The organism is Flavobacterium rhamnosi, from assembly GCF_048286515.1.
GTDB lineage: Bacteria > Bacteroidota > Bacteroidia > Flavobacteriales > Flavobacteriaceae > Flavobacterium.
Genome location: NZ_JBLVPS010000012.1, coordinates 100,080 through 117,742 on the forward strand (window position 1 = coordinate 100,080; position 17,663 = coordinate 117,742).

General features: G+C 32.3%; 20 protein-coding genes. All 20 read left to right on the forward strand.

Features of this window, described 5'->3' with window-relative positions:
* Positions 1 to 74: 74 nt before the first annotated feature.
* The 20 genes from ACNQGN_RS11355 to ACNQGN_RS11450 all read left to right on the forward strand — a co-directional run bounded on the left by ACNQGN_RS11355 (position 75) and on the right by ACNQGN_RS11450 (position 17,609).
* A complete protein-coding gene (locus tag ACNQGN_RS11355) occupies positions 75 to 410 on the forward strand; it encodes a DUF892 family protein (protein ID WP_417987944.1) in 336 nt (111 codons plus the stop codon).
* 340 nt (positions 411 to 750) lie between these two features.
* Positions 751 to 1,839, forward strand: coding sequence for an alkene reductase (locus tag ACNQGN_RS11360; protein ID WP_417987945.1), 1,089 nt, complete (start codon positions 751 to 753; stop codon positions 1,837 to 1,839).
* Between the two features lie 51 nt (positions 1,840 to 1,890).
* On the forward strand, positions 1,891 to 2,952 hold the full coding sequence (locus tag ACNQGN_RS11365) for a class I fructose-bisphosphate aldolase (protein ID WP_417987946.1): 1,062 nt from the start codon (positions 1,891 to 1,893) through the stop codon (positions 2,950 to 2,952).
* Between the two features lie 358 nt (positions 2,953 to 3,310).
* Entirely contained in the window at positions 3,311 to 3,784 is a 474-nt protein-coding gene (locus tag ACNQGN_RS11370; protein ID WP_417987947.1) for a Dps family protein, read from the forward strand.
* A 38-nt stretch (positions 3,785 to 3,822) separates the two neighbouring features.
* Entirely contained in the window at positions 3,823 to 3,990 is a 168-nt protein-coding gene (locus ACNQGN_RS11375) for a hypothetical protein (RefSeq protein WP_417987948.1), read from the forward strand.
* Positions 3,991 to 4,259: 269 nt separating this feature from the next.
* On the forward strand, positions 4,260 to 5,633 hold the full coding sequence (locus ACNQGN_RS11380; protein WP_417987949.1) for an OmpA family protein: 1,374 nt from the start codon (positions 4,260 to 4,262) through the stop codon (positions 5,631 to 5,633).
* A 279-nt stretch (positions 5,634 to 5,912) separates the two neighbouring features.
* The gene (locus ACNQGN_RS11385; protein ID WP_417987950.1) at positions 5,913 to 6,959 is read left to right on the forward strand and encodes a glycoside hydrolase family 130 protein; all 1,047 of its coding nucleotides are present in this window, start codon (positions 5,913 to 5,915) and stop codon (positions 6,957 to 6,959) included.
* Positions 6,949 to 9,351 (forward strand): glycosyltransferase, encoded by a 2,403-nt coding sequence (locus tag ACNQGN_RS11390; protein WP_417987951.1) that lies wholly within the window; start codon positions 6,949 to 6,951, stop codon positions 9,349 to 9,351. Before ACNQGN_RS11385 ends, ACNQGN_RS11390 begins: the two co-directional genes overlap by 11 nt.
* Before the next feature lie 151 nt (positions 9,352 to 9,502).
* Positions 9,503 to 9,886, forward strand: coding sequence for a hypothetical protein (locus ACNQGN_RS11395; protein ID WP_417987952.1), 384 nt, complete (start codon positions 9,503 to 9,505; stop codon positions 9,884 to 9,886).
* A gap of 46 nt (positions 9,887 to 9,932) precedes the next feature.
* Positions 9,933 to 10,160: a YidH family protein gene (locus tag ACNQGN_RS11400; RefSeq protein WP_417987953.1), complete on the forward strand. Its 228-nt coding sequence runs from the start codon at positions 9,933 to 9,935 to the stop codon at positions 10,158 to 10,160.
* 534 nt (positions 10,161 to 10,694) lie between these two features.
* Positions 10,695 to 11,165 carry a PA2169 family four-helix-bundle protein gene (locus ACNQGN_RS11405; RefSeq protein WP_417987954.1) on the forward strand — a complete coding sequence of 157 codons (471 nt, stop codon included), beginning with the start codon at positions 10,695 to 10,697 and terminating at the stop codon, positions 11,163 to 11,165.
* Positions 11,166 to 11,411: 246 nt separating this feature from the next.
* The gene (locus tag ACNQGN_RS11410; RefSeq protein WP_417987955.1) at positions 11,412 to 12,170 is read left to right on the forward strand and encodes an MlaE family ABC transporter permease; all 759 of its coding nucleotides are present in this window, start codon (positions 11,412 to 11,414) and stop codon (positions 12,168 to 12,170) included.
* Positions 12,171 to 12,172: 2 nt separating this feature from the next.
* The gene (locus ACNQGN_RS11415; RefSeq protein ID WP_417987956.1) at positions 12,173 to 12,949 is read left to right on the forward strand and encodes an ABC transporter ATP-binding protein; all 777 of its coding nucleotides are present in this window, start codon (positions 12,173 to 12,175) and stop codon (positions 12,947 to 12,949) included.
* Between the two features lie 34 nt (positions 12,950 to 12,983).
* Positions 12,984 to 13,868, forward strand: a complete 885-nt coding sequence (locus tag ACNQGN_RS11420; protein WP_417987957.1) for an MlaD family protein — start codon at positions 12,984 to 12,986, stop codon at positions 13,866 to 13,868.
* 198 nt (positions 13,869 to 14,066) lie between these two features.
* Positions 14,067 to 14,831 carry a DUF4382 domain-containing protein gene (locus tag ACNQGN_RS11425; protein ID WP_417987958.1) on the forward strand — a complete coding sequence of 255 codons (765 nt, stop codon included), beginning with the start codon at positions 14,067 to 14,069 and terminating at the stop codon, positions 14,829 to 14,831.
* Between the two features lie 183 nt (positions 14,832 to 15,014).
* Positions 15,015 to 15,224: a hypothetical protein gene (locus ACNQGN_RS11430; RefSeq protein ID WP_417987959.1), complete on the forward strand. Its 210-nt coding sequence runs from the start codon at positions 15,015 to 15,017 to the stop codon at positions 15,222 to 15,224.
* A 418-nt stretch (positions 15,225 to 15,642) separates the two neighbouring features.
* The gene (locus tag ACNQGN_RS11435) at positions 15,643 to 15,828 is read left to right on the forward strand and encodes a CsbD family protein (protein WP_417987960.1); all 186 of its coding nucleotides are present in this window, start codon (positions 15,643 to 15,645) and stop codon (positions 15,826 to 15,828) included.
* A gap of 180 nt (positions 15,829 to 16,008) precedes the next feature.
* Positions 16,009 to 16,473 carry a sll1863 family stress response protein gene (locus ACNQGN_RS11440; RefSeq protein WP_417987961.1) on the forward strand — a complete coding sequence of 155 codons (465 nt, stop codon included), beginning with the start codon at positions 16,009 to 16,011 and terminating at the stop codon, positions 16,471 to 16,473.
* A 212-nt stretch (positions 16,474 to 16,685) separates the two neighbouring features.
* The gene (locus ACNQGN_RS11445; RefSeq protein ID WP_417987962.1) at positions 16,686 to 17,321 is read left to right on the forward strand and encodes a porin family protein; all 636 of its coding nucleotides are present in this window, start codon (positions 16,686 to 16,688) and stop codon (positions 17,319 to 17,321) included.
* 135 nt (positions 17,322 to 17,456) lie between these two features.
* Entirely contained in the window at positions 17,457 to 17,609 is a 153-nt protein-coding gene (locus ACNQGN_RS11450; protein WP_417987963.1) for a lmo0937 family membrane protein, read from the forward strand.
* The last annotated feature ends 54 nt before the right edge of the window (positions 17,610 to 17,663 follow it).

Here is a 17,663-nt window from a genome sequence, read left to right on the forward strand (position 1 = left end):
TGTATAAGACATCAAAAAGCATTAAACCTCAATTTTACAGTATTAAATTTATACAACCAATTAAATAGAAACTGATGAAAAGTACAGCCACTAAAACTAATCAAAAAGTAGTGTTGCAAAAAAGTAAAGGAAATTCAGAAAACACTATAGAGGAGAAAAAAGAAGATTTCCGCAATATTTTTGTAGAGGAATTAAAAGAAATTTACTTTACTGAAAAAGCACTAATTATCTCTATTCCCATAATGATTAAAAATGCTACTACAGAAGAATTAATGGATGCTCTCAAAGTTCATCTACAATTTACAAAGGAACACATAAAACGATTGGAATTCTTCTTTACCTCTATTGGTGAAGCTGATATTATGCTAAAATACGAAGCAATGTACGGATCACTCACGCCAGAAAAATAAAACAAATCGAATACTTTTATTCCGCAAAATTAAAAACAGTTATTAAAACACCTTTTACGGCCTAAAATAAACTAAATCAATAATTTATGGTTAGTATTACATATTTCCAAAAGACCCAAAATATGTATCCACACTAAAAATTATATAGTCTAATTATTACCCGATTCTAAAACTTACTGGAATTATTTATTGTATAAAAAGCAAAATAATTGTTCAAAGAGAAATACCTATAATCTGAATTCGATTACTTAATAAGCAGTATATCATTTTCTTTAGAATTTTAACCCTCTTGGTCACTAAATATAATTATCTTTATATCAATGTTTTACACTAAAAAAATATGAAAGAAAACGAATTATTCACACCAAAAAAAATGGGTTCCATAGCATTAAAAAATAGAATTGTTATGGCACCTATGACAAGATGCAGAGCAATTGGAAATATTCCTAATGATTTGATGGCTGAATACTATAATCAACGTGCCAGTGCCGGTCTAATCATAACCGAAGGTACAGCACCATCTCCAAATGGACTTGGATATGCCCGGATTCCAGGTATTTTTAATGCATTGCAAGTTGAAGGATGGAAAAAAATAACGAATGCCGTTCATAAAAAAGAAGGTAAAATAATTGTTCAATTAATGCATTCCGGAAGAATCAGTCATCCTCTGAATATGCCTAAAGGCGCTGTTATTCTGGCTCCGTCACAAGTAAAAGCGGCCGGGCAAATGTGGACAGACTCTCAAGGGCTACAAGACTTTGTAGTTCCAAATGAAATGACTTCGCAAGATATTTTACATGCTCGGACAGAATATATTTCCGCAGCAGAAAATGCTTTATTTGCCGGATTTGACGGCGTAGAATTACATTCGGCTAATGGGTATTTATTAGAAGAATTTCTTTCTCCTATAAGCAATATCAGAACAGATCATTATGGTGGAAGTATTGAAAACCGATGCCGTTTCGTAATTGAAGTTGCCAAATCTGTTGCCCAAGCTATTGGGAAAGAAAAAACAGGAATTCGTTTATCACCTTATGGAGTGGCCAGTGATATGCCACATTATCCCGAAATCGATGCCACCTATGATCACTTATCAAAAGAACTCAACAAACTGGACATTGCCTATATTCATATTGTGGATCATACCGCAATGGGGGCACCTGCAGTTCCATTAGAAATTAAAAAATTGATACGGCATAACTTCAAAAATACCTTAATTCTCGGCGGTGGCTTTGACAAAGAAAGTGCCGAGGCAGCAATTAAGAGCGGACTTACCGATCTCGTAGCTTTTGGTCGCCCCTTTATTAGCAATCCTGATTTAGTGGAAAAATTTGAAAACAATTGGCCGTTATCTGAGGATCTTAATATGGATTTATTTTATACTGCTGACGAAAAAGGTTATACTGATTATCCTGTCCATAAAGGTTAATCAAACAATAGGTTTATCTGTTTTTACAAACACATTCAAATCAAAGGCAAAATGAAAGACATATCCCAATTATTAGCATTATTAGGTGATGAAAAAGACGCTTTGTTAAATCATGTCTGCCAAACAATTTTAAAAGATCAAATTCACCTGCCTCGTCCGTCCCATATAGATAGTACTTTTTTGCAGAGTAATCGAAATGGGCAAACAATCCGAAGTTTGACACAACTATACCATCATGGCCGACTTTCGGATACCGGCTATATTTCTATTTTACCGGTGGATCAGGGCATTGAGCATACTGCAGGAAGTTCGTTTTCTCCAAATCCTATTTATTTTGATCCTGAAAACATTGTAAAATTAGCCATTGAAGCGGGTTGCAATGCAGTGGCTTCTACAATGGGCGGACTAGCGATGCTATCGCGGAAATACGCGCATAAAATTCCGTTTGTAGTAAAAATTAATCATAATGAACTTCTGACGTATCCTAATAAACACGATCAGATTATGTTTGGAAGTGTTCGAGATGCCTGGAACATGGGGGCAATCGCTGTGGGAGCAACAGTCTATTTTGGTTCAGACGAATCAAACAGGCAAATTATAGAAGTCGCACAGGCCTTTGAAGAAGCGCATAATTTGGGTATGGCAACAATCCTTTGGTGCTATTCCAGAAATGATGCGTTTACAAAAGAGGGCATCGATTACAATACTGCAGCTGACATAACCGGTCAAGCCAATTACTTAGGCGTTTCCATTCAGGCAGATATTATTAAACAAAAACTGCCAACTGGTAACGGTGGTTTTCCTGCGATAAAATTTGCGAAAACAAATCCTGATATGTACACCAAATTATCCAGTGATCATCCTATAGATTTATGCCGTTATCAGGTAATAAATTGTTATTCAGGACGTATTGCCATGATAAATTCAGGTGGAGAATCAAAAGGCGAAACTGATTTGGCGGAAGCCATAAAAACAGCTGTAATAAACAAACGAGCTGGTGGATCCGGAATGATTATGGGCCGAAAAGCCTTCCAGCGCCCCTTTAGCGAAGGTGTAAAACTCATACATATGGTACAGGAAATTTATCTGGCGAAGGAAATCACCATAGCTTAAGACTTCATTCCTAAATCTTCAGAATCGTTGATCTATAGCTTATTATCAAGAGTATAAAATCTTGGTAAATAGCTGACATTATGGTATTCAAACTCCCCTGATTTAAAATTTATTTATTGTCAATCAAAACTGTCAGCATCAGCTAAAATATTGATTATACGTGTTTTATATTGAAATGAGGTGTGAATGATGTAACATATTTTTGTAATTTTATAATACTTTTCGAAGGGAATAAAATGACCTTTGTAAAGTAAATTCTTTTTTAATTGTCCTGCATTCAATCGATAATTCAAAACCAAGAATTTTGGCAAAATCATTTTAAACATTCCTATAACAAAATAAAAAAAATATGGAAACTATGAAACCACACATTGGAATTACAGATGCACATTTAAAAAATAGCATTTCGATTCTTTCTTCAATTTTAGCGAATGAAATGACGCTGTATATCAAATTACGAAAATTTCATTGGAATGTATCAGGCGAAAGTTTTATGGAGCTTCATAAATTATTTGAAGGCCAATACAGACAATTGGAAGAATCAATCGATGAAATTGCAGAAAGAGTAAGTAAATTAGGAGGAAAAACGATTGGAACAATGAAGGAGTTTTCGGATTTATCGATACTTAGAGAAGCTCCAAATCATTATCCTGATCAAAAAGATATGCTCAAGGAATTATTACAAGACCATGAAGTTGTTATTATTCATTTGCGAAAAGACATTGACATAAGTTCTGAAGACAACATGGATGCCGGAACAGCTGATTTCTTAACCGGTTTGATGGAAGCACATGAAACAATGGCCTGGACTTTAAGAAGATACTTAGACTAATTTAAATAAAAAATAAAGCATTAATAAAATTAATAAAAATGGAACATTCAGAAAACGAAGTTTACTTGGCCTCAAATAGTTATTGTAAAGTTGGTAAAATAACCTCCAAGAGATTTATTAGGGAAGAGCCATCAATAGCAGAAAATGATCTTGAAAAAGAAAATTATATACGATATGACGAAGTCTTAAGTAATACAATAATGTAATTATTATTATCTTCAAGTTTTCTGTTTTTCGTATAAAATAGAATTATTAAAAAATCTTCTTTCAAACCACCCTCCCAGAGTGGTTAATTGAAAAACTGTTTTTTTAATGGTTCTATTTTTTTTTCAAATATAATGGATTAATTAAATCCTTTTTGACTTCAAAAATTAAAACCAAAAATGTGGTAATGATGCAACTTATTGCAGAAGTTATATAACATTTATCGTTTCCATCTTGCTCATCTTTGCCGTAAATAATAAAACAAATTAAAATGAAAAAAGTCCTACTGCTTTGTACTTGTTTAGCATTTACATTAGTATCAAAAGCACAAACTGAAGACAAGAAATGGAATATTGGTCTTCATGGTGGTGTAACGCAATACCAAGGTGATCTTGGTAATAATTTTTACAAAACTGATAAAGCATTTTACGGTTTCGGAGGTTTATCTGTATCTAGATATTTAGGTGAGCATTTCGATTTGAATTTTTTGGCTTCAAAAGGAACTATTGGCTACAATAGCACATTAGGAAGTTTTAAAACTGATTTTAATTCTGTTGCGTTGAACGTAAGATTTAATTTTACAGGGTCACAGTCTGTAGTAAGACCTTATGTATTTGCAGGAGTTGGCGCTATGTTGTTTGACAAAGACCTCAGTTTTGACAAAGATAAAATTGATTATGCATTACCAACTGCCGGTGGTGGATTAAATTTCAGATTGAGCCCGGTTATCATGCTTAATTTACAAGAAACTTTTAGTTTTTCAAATAAAGACAGAAGAGATGGTGTGACTGCGGGTAAAAAAGATGCTTATTTATCACATATGGCTGGTCTGACTTTCAATTTTGGAGACAAAAAAGATGCTGACAATGATGGCGTTTCAGATCGTAATGATACGTGTCCTGAGACTCCGGCTGGTGTATCTGTAGATGCAAATGGGTGTCCATTAGATAAAGACAAAGACGGTGTAGCTGATTATTTAGACACATGTCCAGATGTTGCAGGAACTGCTGCTTTAAATGGTTGTCCTGATACGGATAATGACGGTGTAGCTGATAACAATGATAAATGTCCAGATACTAAAATGGGAACTAAAGTGGATGCAACGGGTTGTCCAATGGATAATGATAAAGATGGCATCACAAATGATTTAGATCGTTGTCCAGATGTTGCGGGTCCGTTAAGTTTAAATGGTTGTCCTGATTCAGATGGTGATGGCGTTGCTGACATGGACGATCGTTGTCCTACAGTAAAAGGAACAATGGCAAATAAAGGATGTCCTGAAATTACAAAACAAGATATTCAAAGAATTACTTATTTAGGAAGTAAGATTTTCTTCGAAAATAATAGTGAAAAATTAAAAGTGGCTTCATTAGTGCAGTTGGACGAATTGGTTAACTTAATTAATAAATACGACGCTTCAAATTTAGTTATCGAAGGACATGCAGACAGCAATGGTAGCGATGCATTCAATTTAGAATTGTCTCAAAAACGTACCGAATCAGTTAAAAATTATTTAATGGGAAAAGGTATTTCTGGATCTAGACTGACAGCAATAGGTTATGGCGAAAGCAAACCAATTGCTAGTAACAAAACCGCTTTAGGTCGTGCAAAAAATAGAAGAGTAGAGTTGAAAATGAACTACTAAAGAACGTAAGATTAGGTTGGATTTTTTTGGTTTTGGTTAGGGCTGTTGGAGACAACAGCCCTTTTTTTGCGTCCAAAACTTAAAATCTTAGTTCGTTGCAATGGTTAGACTGGTGTAACATTTGAAACAGTAAATAGTATAACTAATTAAAAAATTTATATAACACTTTTAACCGCTAATAAACAGACCTTTATATTCTTTGCAAACAATAGTAATACTCGTAAACATTGTTTTAGTTAAGAAGTGAAGTATTAAATAAATCTATTCACAGCATTTATCATGATAACAGTAAAAAAAGAGGGCATTATAATTCAAAAAACACTACTCAATTTTGAAAATGAAGGAGTCTTAAATCCTGCATCAATAAAAGAAGGAAATAGTGTACATCTTTTTTATAGGGCGGTAAGTAATGGTAATTATTCCAGTATTGGTTATAGTAAATTAGATGGGCCACTTACCGTTGAAAATCGTAACGATACGCCCATCATAATTTCTGAATTTGATTATGAATCACATGGCGTTGAAGATCCACGAATTGTGAAAATTGATGATTTATATTATCTTACCTATACCGCTTACGACGGTGTAAATGCATTAGGTGCTTTGGCGTTATCCAAAGATTTGATCGAATGGGAAAAGCAAGGTATTATCGTGGCACAAATAACGTATAAGGAGTTTGTTGAGCTCTCTGAATCTAATGAACCAAAAAGTGAAAAATATTCTCGTTACAATCGGCAGAAAGGCGTTCGTAAAAAAGACGGTGGAAAAGTGCTGCTTTGGGATAAAAATTTAATTTTCTTCCCGAGAAGAATTAATGGGATGCTTTATTTTCTGCATCGAATAAAGCCCGATATCCAGATCGTTGTCGCCGTAAATGAATTGGTAGAACTTACGCCTGAATTCTGGGAGAATTATTTTATAGGTTTTGAGGACACCATTGTTTTAGCACCACAATATAACCATGAATCAAGTTACACTGGTGGAGGCTGTCCTCCAATTGAAACGGAATTTGGTTGGTTGCTAATCTATCATGGTGTAGAAGATACCATAAAAGGATTTGTTTATTCAGCCTGTGCATCATTACTTGACTTGCATGATCCTCAGAAGGAAATTGCACGATTGCCCTATCCCCTATTTAAACCCGAACTAAGTTGGGAATTAAATGGAGAGGTGAATAATGTATGTTTCCCTTCCGGTACTGCTTTATTTGGCGATACGCTGTACATCTATTATGGTGCTGCAGATGAGCGTGTGGGTTGTGCCTCACTTAATCAATCAGAATTGCTAAAAGAATTAATGCTAAACACCATAAATAATGAGTACTAAAATCATAGTTACACGCCAAAATAAAAAATCCCTAAGCATTCCAAGAAAAACTTATGTGAGTGAGCTCAATAATTTGCTACTTCCAGGGACAAAAAATGAGTTGCCTGAAATCTTATTTATCACTACGTATCCTCCAAGAGAATGCGGTATTGCAACATATTCCCAGGATTTGATTAAAGCACTGAATAATAAATTCCAGAAATCTTTTAAAATAAAAATTTGCCCTTTGGAATCCAATAATGAGCAACATGCTTATACTGATTCTATAAAATACATTCTCAATACAGATCACTCTAATGCCTTTATCAATTTGGCATGTCAGATTAATACCTCTGTTAATTTGCAGATGGTGTTAATTCAGCATGAATTTGGATTATTTAAAAATAATGAGGCCGATTTACGTCAGTTTATAAAAACAGTTCAAAAACCTGTTATTATTGTGTTCCATACCGTACTGCCCACACCAAACCATACCTTTAAAGCAAATGTTCAGGAAATAGTCCAAGAAGCGAATTCCGTTATTGTCATGACCAATTCTGCTGCTGAGCTATTAGTTAAAGATTACGGTGTTGCAGAAGATAAAATCACAATAATTCAGCATGGAACCCATTTAGTTCCTCATTCTGACAAAGAAGAATTAAAAGTTAAATATAAATTAACCGGAAAAAAAATACTTTCGACATTTGGATTATTAAGCTCCGGAAAAAGCATCGAAACTACTTTAGAGGCATTACCCGAAATAGTAAAAAAGAATAAAGAGGTGCTGTTTTTAATTATCGGAAAAACGCATCCTTCTGTATTAAAAGAGGAAGGAGAAAAATACCGATTAATGCTTCAGGCAAAAATTGAAGAATTACAACTTCGAGAACATGTGAAATTCATTAATTGCTTTTTACCATTAACTGAACTACTAGAATACTTACAACTCACGGATATTTATTTATTTACATCCAAAGATCCGAATCAAGCAGTTAGCGGAACCTTTTCCTATGCCATTAGTTGTGGTTGCCCAATTATTTCAACACCTATTCCCCATGCATGTGAGGTATTGAAGAATGATGCCGGGGTTATTATTGATTTTGAGAATCCGAAACAATTAGCTGAAAAAACTAATGTTCTATTGCTTGATCAGCAATTGAGAAAAAATATGGCTTCAAACGGGTTGCATCGAATAGCTCCTACCGCTTGGGAAAATGCGGCAATTGCCCATGCAATGTTATTTGATAAAATTGGAGAAAAAAACTTTAGCTTGCATTATAAACTTCCAAAAGTCAATCTTGATCATGTAAAAAAGTTGACTACTCCTTTTGCGATGATTCAATTTTCGAATATCAATCAACCAGATATTGATTCAGGATATACTTTAGACGATAATGCCAGAGCTATGGTAGCCATGTGCCAGCAATATGAAATAACAAAGGACAAGCAGGATTTAAAATACATACAGATCTATTTTAATTTTATAAAATATTGTTTGCAAACTGATGGATACTTTCTAAATTATGTAGATGAAAAACAAAATTTCACCGCACAAAATAGCACTACAAATCTCGAAGATTCAAATGGAAGGGCGATCTGGGCTTTGGGCTATTTAAATTCAATAAGTGCGATGCTTCCCGATCAATTAGCTAAAGATGCTGATTTTATCATGCAGAGTGCCTTACAAAGAGTTCTTGAAATTCATTCCACTCGAGCTATGGCTTTTATAATTAAAGGAGTGTATTATTATAATACAAAAAGAGTTGCTGAACAAAACATTGCCATAATCAAGAAACTGGCCAACAGGTTAGTAGAAATGTATAGATACGAAGCGGAGAAAGAATGGAATTGGTTTGAAAGCTACCTTACCTATGGTAATAGTATTTTACCTGAAGCTATGCTTTGCGCTTGGTTAGCCACAGAGAAATTAATTTATAAAGAAATTGCAAAATCATCTTTTGATTTTCTTCTTTCTAAAATTTTCATAGAAAACCGTATTCACGTAATTTCAAATAAAGGATGGCTGAATAAAGAAAACAAATTGGATCCCAGTCCAATTGGTGGCGAACAGCCCATCGATGTAGCCTACACTATTCTTGCTTTAGGTAAATTTAATGCAGTTTTTAAAAAGGAAGGATACCTTCAAAAAATGGAAATCGCTTTTAATTGGTTTTTGGGAAATAATCATTTACAACAGATCATTTACAATCCTTGTACCGGAGGCTGTTACGACGGATTAGAAGATGACTATGTAAATCTAAATCAAGGCGCGGAGTCAACGGTGAGCTATTTGATGGCACGATTAGCTTTGGAAAAATCTCTAAAAAAAGAAGAAAAAAACAATCCTACTCACATTGGGAACCCAAATAAATTACTAAAAAATTCTTTATTCAAAATAAATCTAACGCACTAATATCAGTAACAAACATGTAAATTATATAATATTTTCCGAAAGTTATATAAATATTTTTAGGATTAGATTGCTGAAATTTAGAGCATTGTAATTTATCAATTATAAATAGGTGCTAAACCAGGTATTCATCTATTATCTTAAAAAAATCTATATGAAAACAACAAAAAAATTAGGCATTTGGATGGATCATTCCATTGCTCATTTAATGGAATTTACATCAAAGCATTTTGAAATAGAAACTATTGAATCAAAGTTTACAAATCAAGAGCAAAATAAAAGTTTTGCAAAAAGTGAAAGTCTGATGCAAAATAAGCAGAAACAACAGCTTTCGGATTATTATAAAAAAATAGGTGAAGCGATAAAAAATTATAAACGCGTAATTCTTTTTGGTCCTACTGATGCAAAAGTCGAATTATTTGATATTTTGAGTGAAGATGAACGTTTTTTAAAAATTAAAATCGAAATTAAAGATACCGACAAAATGACCCAAAACCAACAACATGAATTTGTTAGAACCTATTTTTCAAGAGCCTAATTTCATTTTTACAAAATCCCTTTTAAACTTAAATAATAAATATAAAATGCAGACAAAAACCATAGGAATCGTAATGACATTGATAGGAGTACTTATGTTGCTATACAATAGCTTCAATTTTGTAACTACTGAAAAAGTAATTGACTTAGGTCCAATCCAAATAAATAAAGAAGTAAATCATCCCGTTGAATGGTCCCCAATTATAGGCATAGTATTCGCTATCGGAGGTGTTCTTTTGATTGTTATAAATGAAAAAAAAACAGTTAATCTCTAACAGGACTATTTATTTTAAAATACCTGAATAATTCAAGATCTAAAAATTTGCAAAACATAGAGTAAACAAAAAAGTGATTAGTTATCGCTTTATATATTCCTGCCATAACATTAGCCGTTTTTCCTGGCCGTTTAGCATTGTAGATAAGTGATTCTTACAGATTAAAATTATTTTATAACGGAACTTCTTACCTCAAATACGTTTTGTTTCGAACTTTACTCTGATTGCTAAAAAACTTTAAATGGCTTTAATAGCAGCCCGTTTAGAGCCGGTTCGTACAGTTCCCATTTTAAAAATTCTTCACCAATTAATAACTCCCGATTAGGACGACTAGTTACCCTTAAAAATAAAAGCAGACTTACGCTTCTTTTATTAATCATTCCGCTCATCTCCAATTTATTAGAAAAACAATGTGTGAAAGTTGAAACTTATTCTAAAAGTTATATAACACTTTTTGTTTTCTATATTCTGATCTTTACTATGTTTTAATCGCTGCGGATAAATTGATAATCAACAATTTAAAATTAAAGTAAAATGAATATAGATAAATCAATTGAAGTATTAAATACTCTCGTCGAAATTAATAATGATAGAATCGAAGGCTATAAAAGCGCCTCTATAGCAACAGAAAAATATGGCTTAAAAAACATGTTTTTTGAATTTCAACAAACCAGTCAAAAATGCAAATTAGAACTTATAAAAGAAATTAAAAAATTAGGCGGAATTCCGAAAGAATCAATTAAAATTAATGGTTTTTTATTTAAGTTTTGGATTAATCTAAAAACTACATTTATTTGTAAAGATTGTAAAGACATAATTAATTCATGTGAGTCTAATGAGCATAGAATTGAGCAACGCTATAATAATGTATTAATTCATAATCTTGAAAGCCTAAATTTTGAACAACAGATTATGTTAAGAAAACAATATCTGTTAATTAATATAGACAATAATAAAATCAGAGTTTTAAAAGATGTATTAATCGAAAATAAGCATTTCTTTTAAACATCATTTTAGGCAATAATCCTATTTTGAAAACCAGGTACTTTAAATCAAGAGCAGAAGATTCTTTGCAAAGTTGTATTTCCACATACTAGAAACTAGGATTAAATCCTACCCTGCCCAAATCCTTTTGCATACGACAATCTAATTATCAATTATAAATAGAATCTTATGCTACTCAAAGATCTGATATGTTAAAAAATCTATCAACTGTATAAATTACATTAATCTTTATTAAAACATACTATTTTGATTATTTATTTAAAAAATATTTTTAACGATGTTGGTAAAGTAACACTGTTTACAACTCAGTTTTTTCGCGAAGTCTTTACACCTCCGTATGAAATAAAAGAGTTTATTAAGCAATGTTATATTATTGGTTATAAATCGCTGCCGTTAGTAACTATTACAGGTTTTATAATGGGATTAGTGCTTACGCTTCAATCAAGACCAACATTGGCAAAATTTGGCGCGGAATCTTGGCTGCCTGGCATGGTAGCTCTCTCCTTAATAAGAGAAATTGCACCTGTAATTACGGCCTTAATTTGTGCCGGGAAAATTTCTTCTGGAATTGGTGCAGAATTAGGTTCGATGAAAGTGACCGAACAAATTGATGCTATGGAAGTTGCAGCTATAAATCCTTATAAATACCTGGTAGTTACGCGGATTTTGGCTACTACACTCATGGTTCCTCTTTTAGTGATATTCGCAGATGGAATTGGAATGTATGGAGGGTATATCGGTGTTAATATGCATAGTGATGTCACGCTCTTTCGTTACACGTCTCAAATTCTCGAATCAATTACATTTTTGGATATTTTTCCAGCGACTATTAAAACTTTTTTCTTTGGTTTTTTTATTGGAATGATTGGTTGTTATAAGGGTTATACAGCAGAAAACGGAACAGAAAGTGTGGGTAAAGCAGCTAATTCAGCAGTAGTAACAGCTTCACTAACTATATTCATTATAGACATGGTTGCGGTTCAGTTAACTGATTTATTCTTCTAAAAATGATACAAGAAAAAACAAATATAGACTCTCCTACAGCAGCTAATAAAAATGCTCCCATTATAGAAATAAAGGATTTACATAAATCTTTTGGAAAAAATGAAGTGTTAAAAGGAATTAATCTTTCCGTAAATAAAGGAGAAAACTTAGTGATCTTAGGAAGATCAGGATCAGGAAAATCAATAACGATTAAGTGTTTGGTGGGATTGGTAGTTGCAGATAAGGGAGAGATAAAGGTGTTTGATACCGATATCACAACAATAGACACTACCGAACTCAATAAGATCAGGATAAGGATTGGATTCCTTTTTCAAAATGCGGCTTTATATGATTCCATGAGCGTTCGAGAAAACCTTGGTTTTACTTTAAAACGACATGTAAAGGGTTTGTCCCCTGAAGAATTAGAAGTTGAAATTACAGAAGTATTAGAGAGTGTAGGTTTGGCGGATGCTATTGATAAAATGCCTTCTGAACTATCCGGTGGAATGCGAAAAAGAATTGGACTTGCAAGAACACTGATTCTAAAACCTGAAATAGTGTTGTATGACGAACCTACAACAGGACTGGACACAATAACTTCTAGAGAAATAAGCGAATTACTAATTGATATTCAGAAAAAAAACAAAACTACTTCTATTATAATTACACACGATATGGCTTGTGCAAAATACACCAGCGATCGATTAATGATTCTAAAAGACGGGGTAATTCACGCTGAGGGCAGTTATGAAGAACTTGAGAAAAGTGACGACGAATGGGTTCGCTCTTTCTTTAATTAAATTAAAAATAAATTAAAAAAATAAATTAAAAGCTATGAATAAAGAATCTGGGTTCCAATGGAAATTGGGAATGTTTGTAATAATTGGATTGGTACTTTTTGTTTCGGCATTATATTTTGTTGGGAAACAAAAAAATCTATTTGGTTCAACATTTCATTTAAGATCAAACTTCAAATCCGTAAGTGGTCTTGAAGTTGGAAATAATGTCCGCTTTTCAGGGATCAACATAGGAACGGTAAGCGAAATCGAATTAGTCACAGACTCCTCTGTTGTAGTCAAATTATTGATAAAAGACGAGGTCAGAAAATTTATTAAAAGTGATGCTGTAGCCAGCATTGGTTCGGATGGATTAATGGGAGATAAAGTATTAACCATCTATGCTGGTACCAACTCTAATCGGATTGTAAAAGACAATGACGTCATTGCTTCTAGAAAAGCTATTGATATGGAGGACGTAATGAGCAGTGTGAAAACCAGTGTAGATAATGCCGGAATCATTACAACAGAACTTGCTAAATTTAGTTCCAATATGAACAGCGGAAATGGTATGGTATCCAAATTAATGACAGACAAAGAATTTGCTAACAGTATAACAAACACACTAGCCAATTTAGAAAGCAGTTCAAATGAATTTGCCAATTTCACTACTAAAATGAATAATGGCAAAGGTGCTTTATCCAAATTAGTTACCGACGAAAAGATGGGAAGAACAATCGATTCCACCTTAACAAATGTCAAAACAGGAACCGAAGGACTTAATGAAGTGATAGAGGCTGCCAAACATAATTTTTTATTGAGAGGCTATTTCAACAAAAAGAAAAAAGAGGAAGATAAAAAACTAGAGGAATTAGATGGACAGCAAGAAGCAGAAATGAAAAAGGAATTAAACATTGTTGATGAGAAGGAAGCAACAAAATAATTATAAATATAAAGCAGTTCGTTGCTCTTATAAGTTATCACAGAATAGGAAAACCTAATAGCTAAGAAAATACTTATTTATATCCCATTGAAGGTGTAAATCCTGCAACATTATACTAAAGTTCTATAACACTCTTTTTTAAAGTAGAAACTATCTTTACTTGGTTACGAAAATTTTTATAAACTTAAAAAAATGAAAATGAAAAAAATGAAAATCGTTCTATCTTTTATCATGCTTGGATTACTGGTAATTTCATGCAACAGTGATGATACGAAGTCCAGTTATCCTTATGCTGTAAGATTGACAGATGCACCAGGTCCTTATGATGAAGTAAATGTAGATATACAAGGTGTAGAAATAACTGGCGAAGGAGGAGAAACTGTTTCGCTAAATGTAAAAAAAGGAATTTATAACCTACTTGATTTTTCTAACGGAGTCGATACGCTAATTGCTACTGATTCATTAGAAGTATCCAAAGTGGAACAAATAAGACTTATATTAGGTACTAACAATACGGTTGTACTTAATAATGTTAGTTATCCTTTGAGTACACCAAGTGCGGAACAAAGCGGATTGAAGCTTCAAGTTCACCAAACACTTCAACAAGGTATCCTGTATAGTGTTCTTCTTGATTTTGATGCCAATAAATCTATTGTTACCACAGGTAATGGAACTTACAAATTAAAACCGGTTATCAGAACAATAGAAACTGCAATAAGTGGCTCTATTCGAGGTAAAATTACTCCTGTAGGTACAATGGCAGTGGTTCAGGCAACTTCAGTCACAGCTGAAACCTATACAACAAATGTAAATGAGAATGGCGATTTTCTAATTATGGGACTACCTCCGGGAACCTACAGCATAACCATTACTCCCGCCTTACCTTTTGTTGCTGCTACCAAAACTGATATTATTGTAACGGCAGGTGCTACAGCTGATATAGGAACTATAATACTACTCTAAAAGCAAGTACTGATTGCTTATAAAATACTATTCGGTTTTCGAATGGAAATTGAAAAGCTATTTTAAGATAGCAATCATTTTAAATCATTAGAAACATCATTCCATTTTATGATGCTTTTAATGATTTAATTTTTTTAGGATTCGGACAAAAACACCAATCTAAATATCTCAAATTAATTTATTATGGAAACAGAAAAACAACTTAATGATGCGATTCTAAAAATGACTTTGAAAATTCAAAATGAATATCCTGAATTGTCAAAATATTTAATTGAAATGCCAATGACGGTCCCTAATGCCGCTAATCCAGAAATAAATATCAAAATACTTAAGGATTATTACAACTCTTTAAACTCAATACTAAAAGAATATACTCCAAATCATACTAAATAGTAAGAGTATAATTAATATCATTACATACGCCTATTTTATTATAATTGTCAATCTTTTACCTAGTCTTGTCTAGCAGGCCATTGCTGCTAAAAAAAGAATCCAAAAGACAAATAAAAAATAAACCAGAACACAAAAATAACAGCATTCTCACAAGGAAACAAAAATTTAAAAAAGATCTTTTAGATATCATTTTTTTTAAAACAAAATGTTAGGTGCTAATTACTGAATGAAAAACCAACAATAATTACGATTAAAAAGACCTATTTCCATTTAATTATGATTTAATTTTAAAAATTTATTCTTAAATAAATGTGTGAATAATATAAGTCTTCTCTTGAATTCTATAAGCCGTTTCAACGCTTTTTCCTTCAACTTTGTAGGGTTCCGAATATTTTTTCGAAACTTAAATATAATAGAAATGAATATTACAGAATTAGAAGGAAATTGGGAAGAGCAAAAAGGAAAATTAAAACAAAAATTTGCAGCTTTGACTGAAAATGATTTACTTTTTCAAGAAGGTATGAAAGATGAAATGATAGGAAAACTTCAAATAAAATTAGGTAAAACCAAAGAGGATTTACTTAAAATTATTGAAAACCTTTAGATAATTGCATTTTTAATTTAAGCAATTATTAACAACTATTTCTATTCTATGAATTACCCAGATTAAGACCGTTAAATAATTCAACCTGGCATATCTAAATTGTACTAGGTTGAATTATAAAATGGTATAAAAAAATAATCTTTTCAATCACTTCGAAAAATCAAACTTAAAATTATACAAATGAAGAAAACAATCTATACTCTTGCCCTAACGACATTTATAACAGGATCAGTACTGGTAGGATGCCAGAATTCTACACCCAAAGAACAGGAAGCTAAAGATAAAGTAAGCGACGCTCAAAGAGATGTGCGAGATGCAAAAGAAGAATTGATGGATGCAAGAAAAGAAGCAACTGCAGAAGAATGGCAAAAATTCAAAAACATAACGTTAGCAAAAATCAATGAAAATGAAACTAGAATAGCAGAGCTGAAAACAAAAATGAAAAAAACCGGAAATTCAATTGATGCAATCTCTGCAAAAAAAATTGAGGAACTGGAACAAAAAAACAAGGATATTGAAGCTAAAGTTGAAACCTATAAAAATGACAGAAGCAGCGATTGGGAATCCATTAAACGTGAATACAATCATGATATCAATGAGCTTGGTAAAGCTCTAAAAGACATGACGGTTAATAATAAAAATTAATACAATAAAGAAAAATCAAAGAAGGTGAGCTACAAAACTCACCTTTTTTTTTGTGCAAATTAATTCTGAAAAGTATAGAAAAAATCGACTGATAATTTAAAAGGTGTGAATAATATAAATTTTTCAAAAAGTATTGTAACACTTTTCTTCTATATCATCCCCAACTTTGTAAGTATCAAATTTACAATTAATTAAATCTAATAAAAACAAATATGAAAAAGTCAAAAACACTTATTTACGCTTCCTTAGTATTAACTTTTATGGCTTTCACTTCTATCGAAGCCCAAGAAGATGTGACAAAAATTGGTATAAAAGGAGGAGTGAATTTCTCTAACCTATATACTGATGATGTTGATGATAATAATGTGCTAACTGGATTTAATGTAGGCTTTTTTGCTAAATTACCCATTGCAAATAATATCGCTTTGCAACCTGAGATCTCTTACACAGGAAAAGGAGCTGAACTAGTTTATAACAATGCCTTAGTGAGTGGAACTGCACAATTTAAATTAGATTATATTGAAGTGCCTCTTTTATTAGTGGTAAATGTTACCGAAAATTTCAATATTCATGCAGGACCTTATGCTGCTTATTTGATTAGTGGTAAAACCACTAACAAATCAAATGATGGCAATTATAACTTCGAAGACAATATTGACACAGATGATTTCAACAGATTTGATGCAGGTATTGCAGGAGGAATTGGTCTGGATTTAGAGCCTGTTAGTTTTGGAGTACGTTACAATTATGGACTGACTAAAATTGGAAAAGATGACTCATCAAATAACTTCACTTCTCCAGATGCTAAAAACAGTGTCTTAAGTGCCTATGCTGCATTTTCATTTTAATCAAAAAAAGCAGAATAAATTTAATGTTAAATTAATTTAAATAACATAAAGCACTGTAAAACAGAACTATATAATTTATTTTATATAACTTTACTACTCAAAATTTAATTAATTAATCATTAAAAAATAGAAATCATGAGCAATCTTCTTTACACCATCGCAGTTATTTTAGTCCTTTTTTGGGCAATCGGTTTCTTTGCTTACAATGTAGGATCAATTATTCATATTCTTCTTGTAATTGCCATCATAGCGGTACTATTTAGAATTATTCAGGGTAGAAAAATATAATCAAATCGATCGTATAAAAAATATACGACAACAAATAAAATTAATAATCTTAAA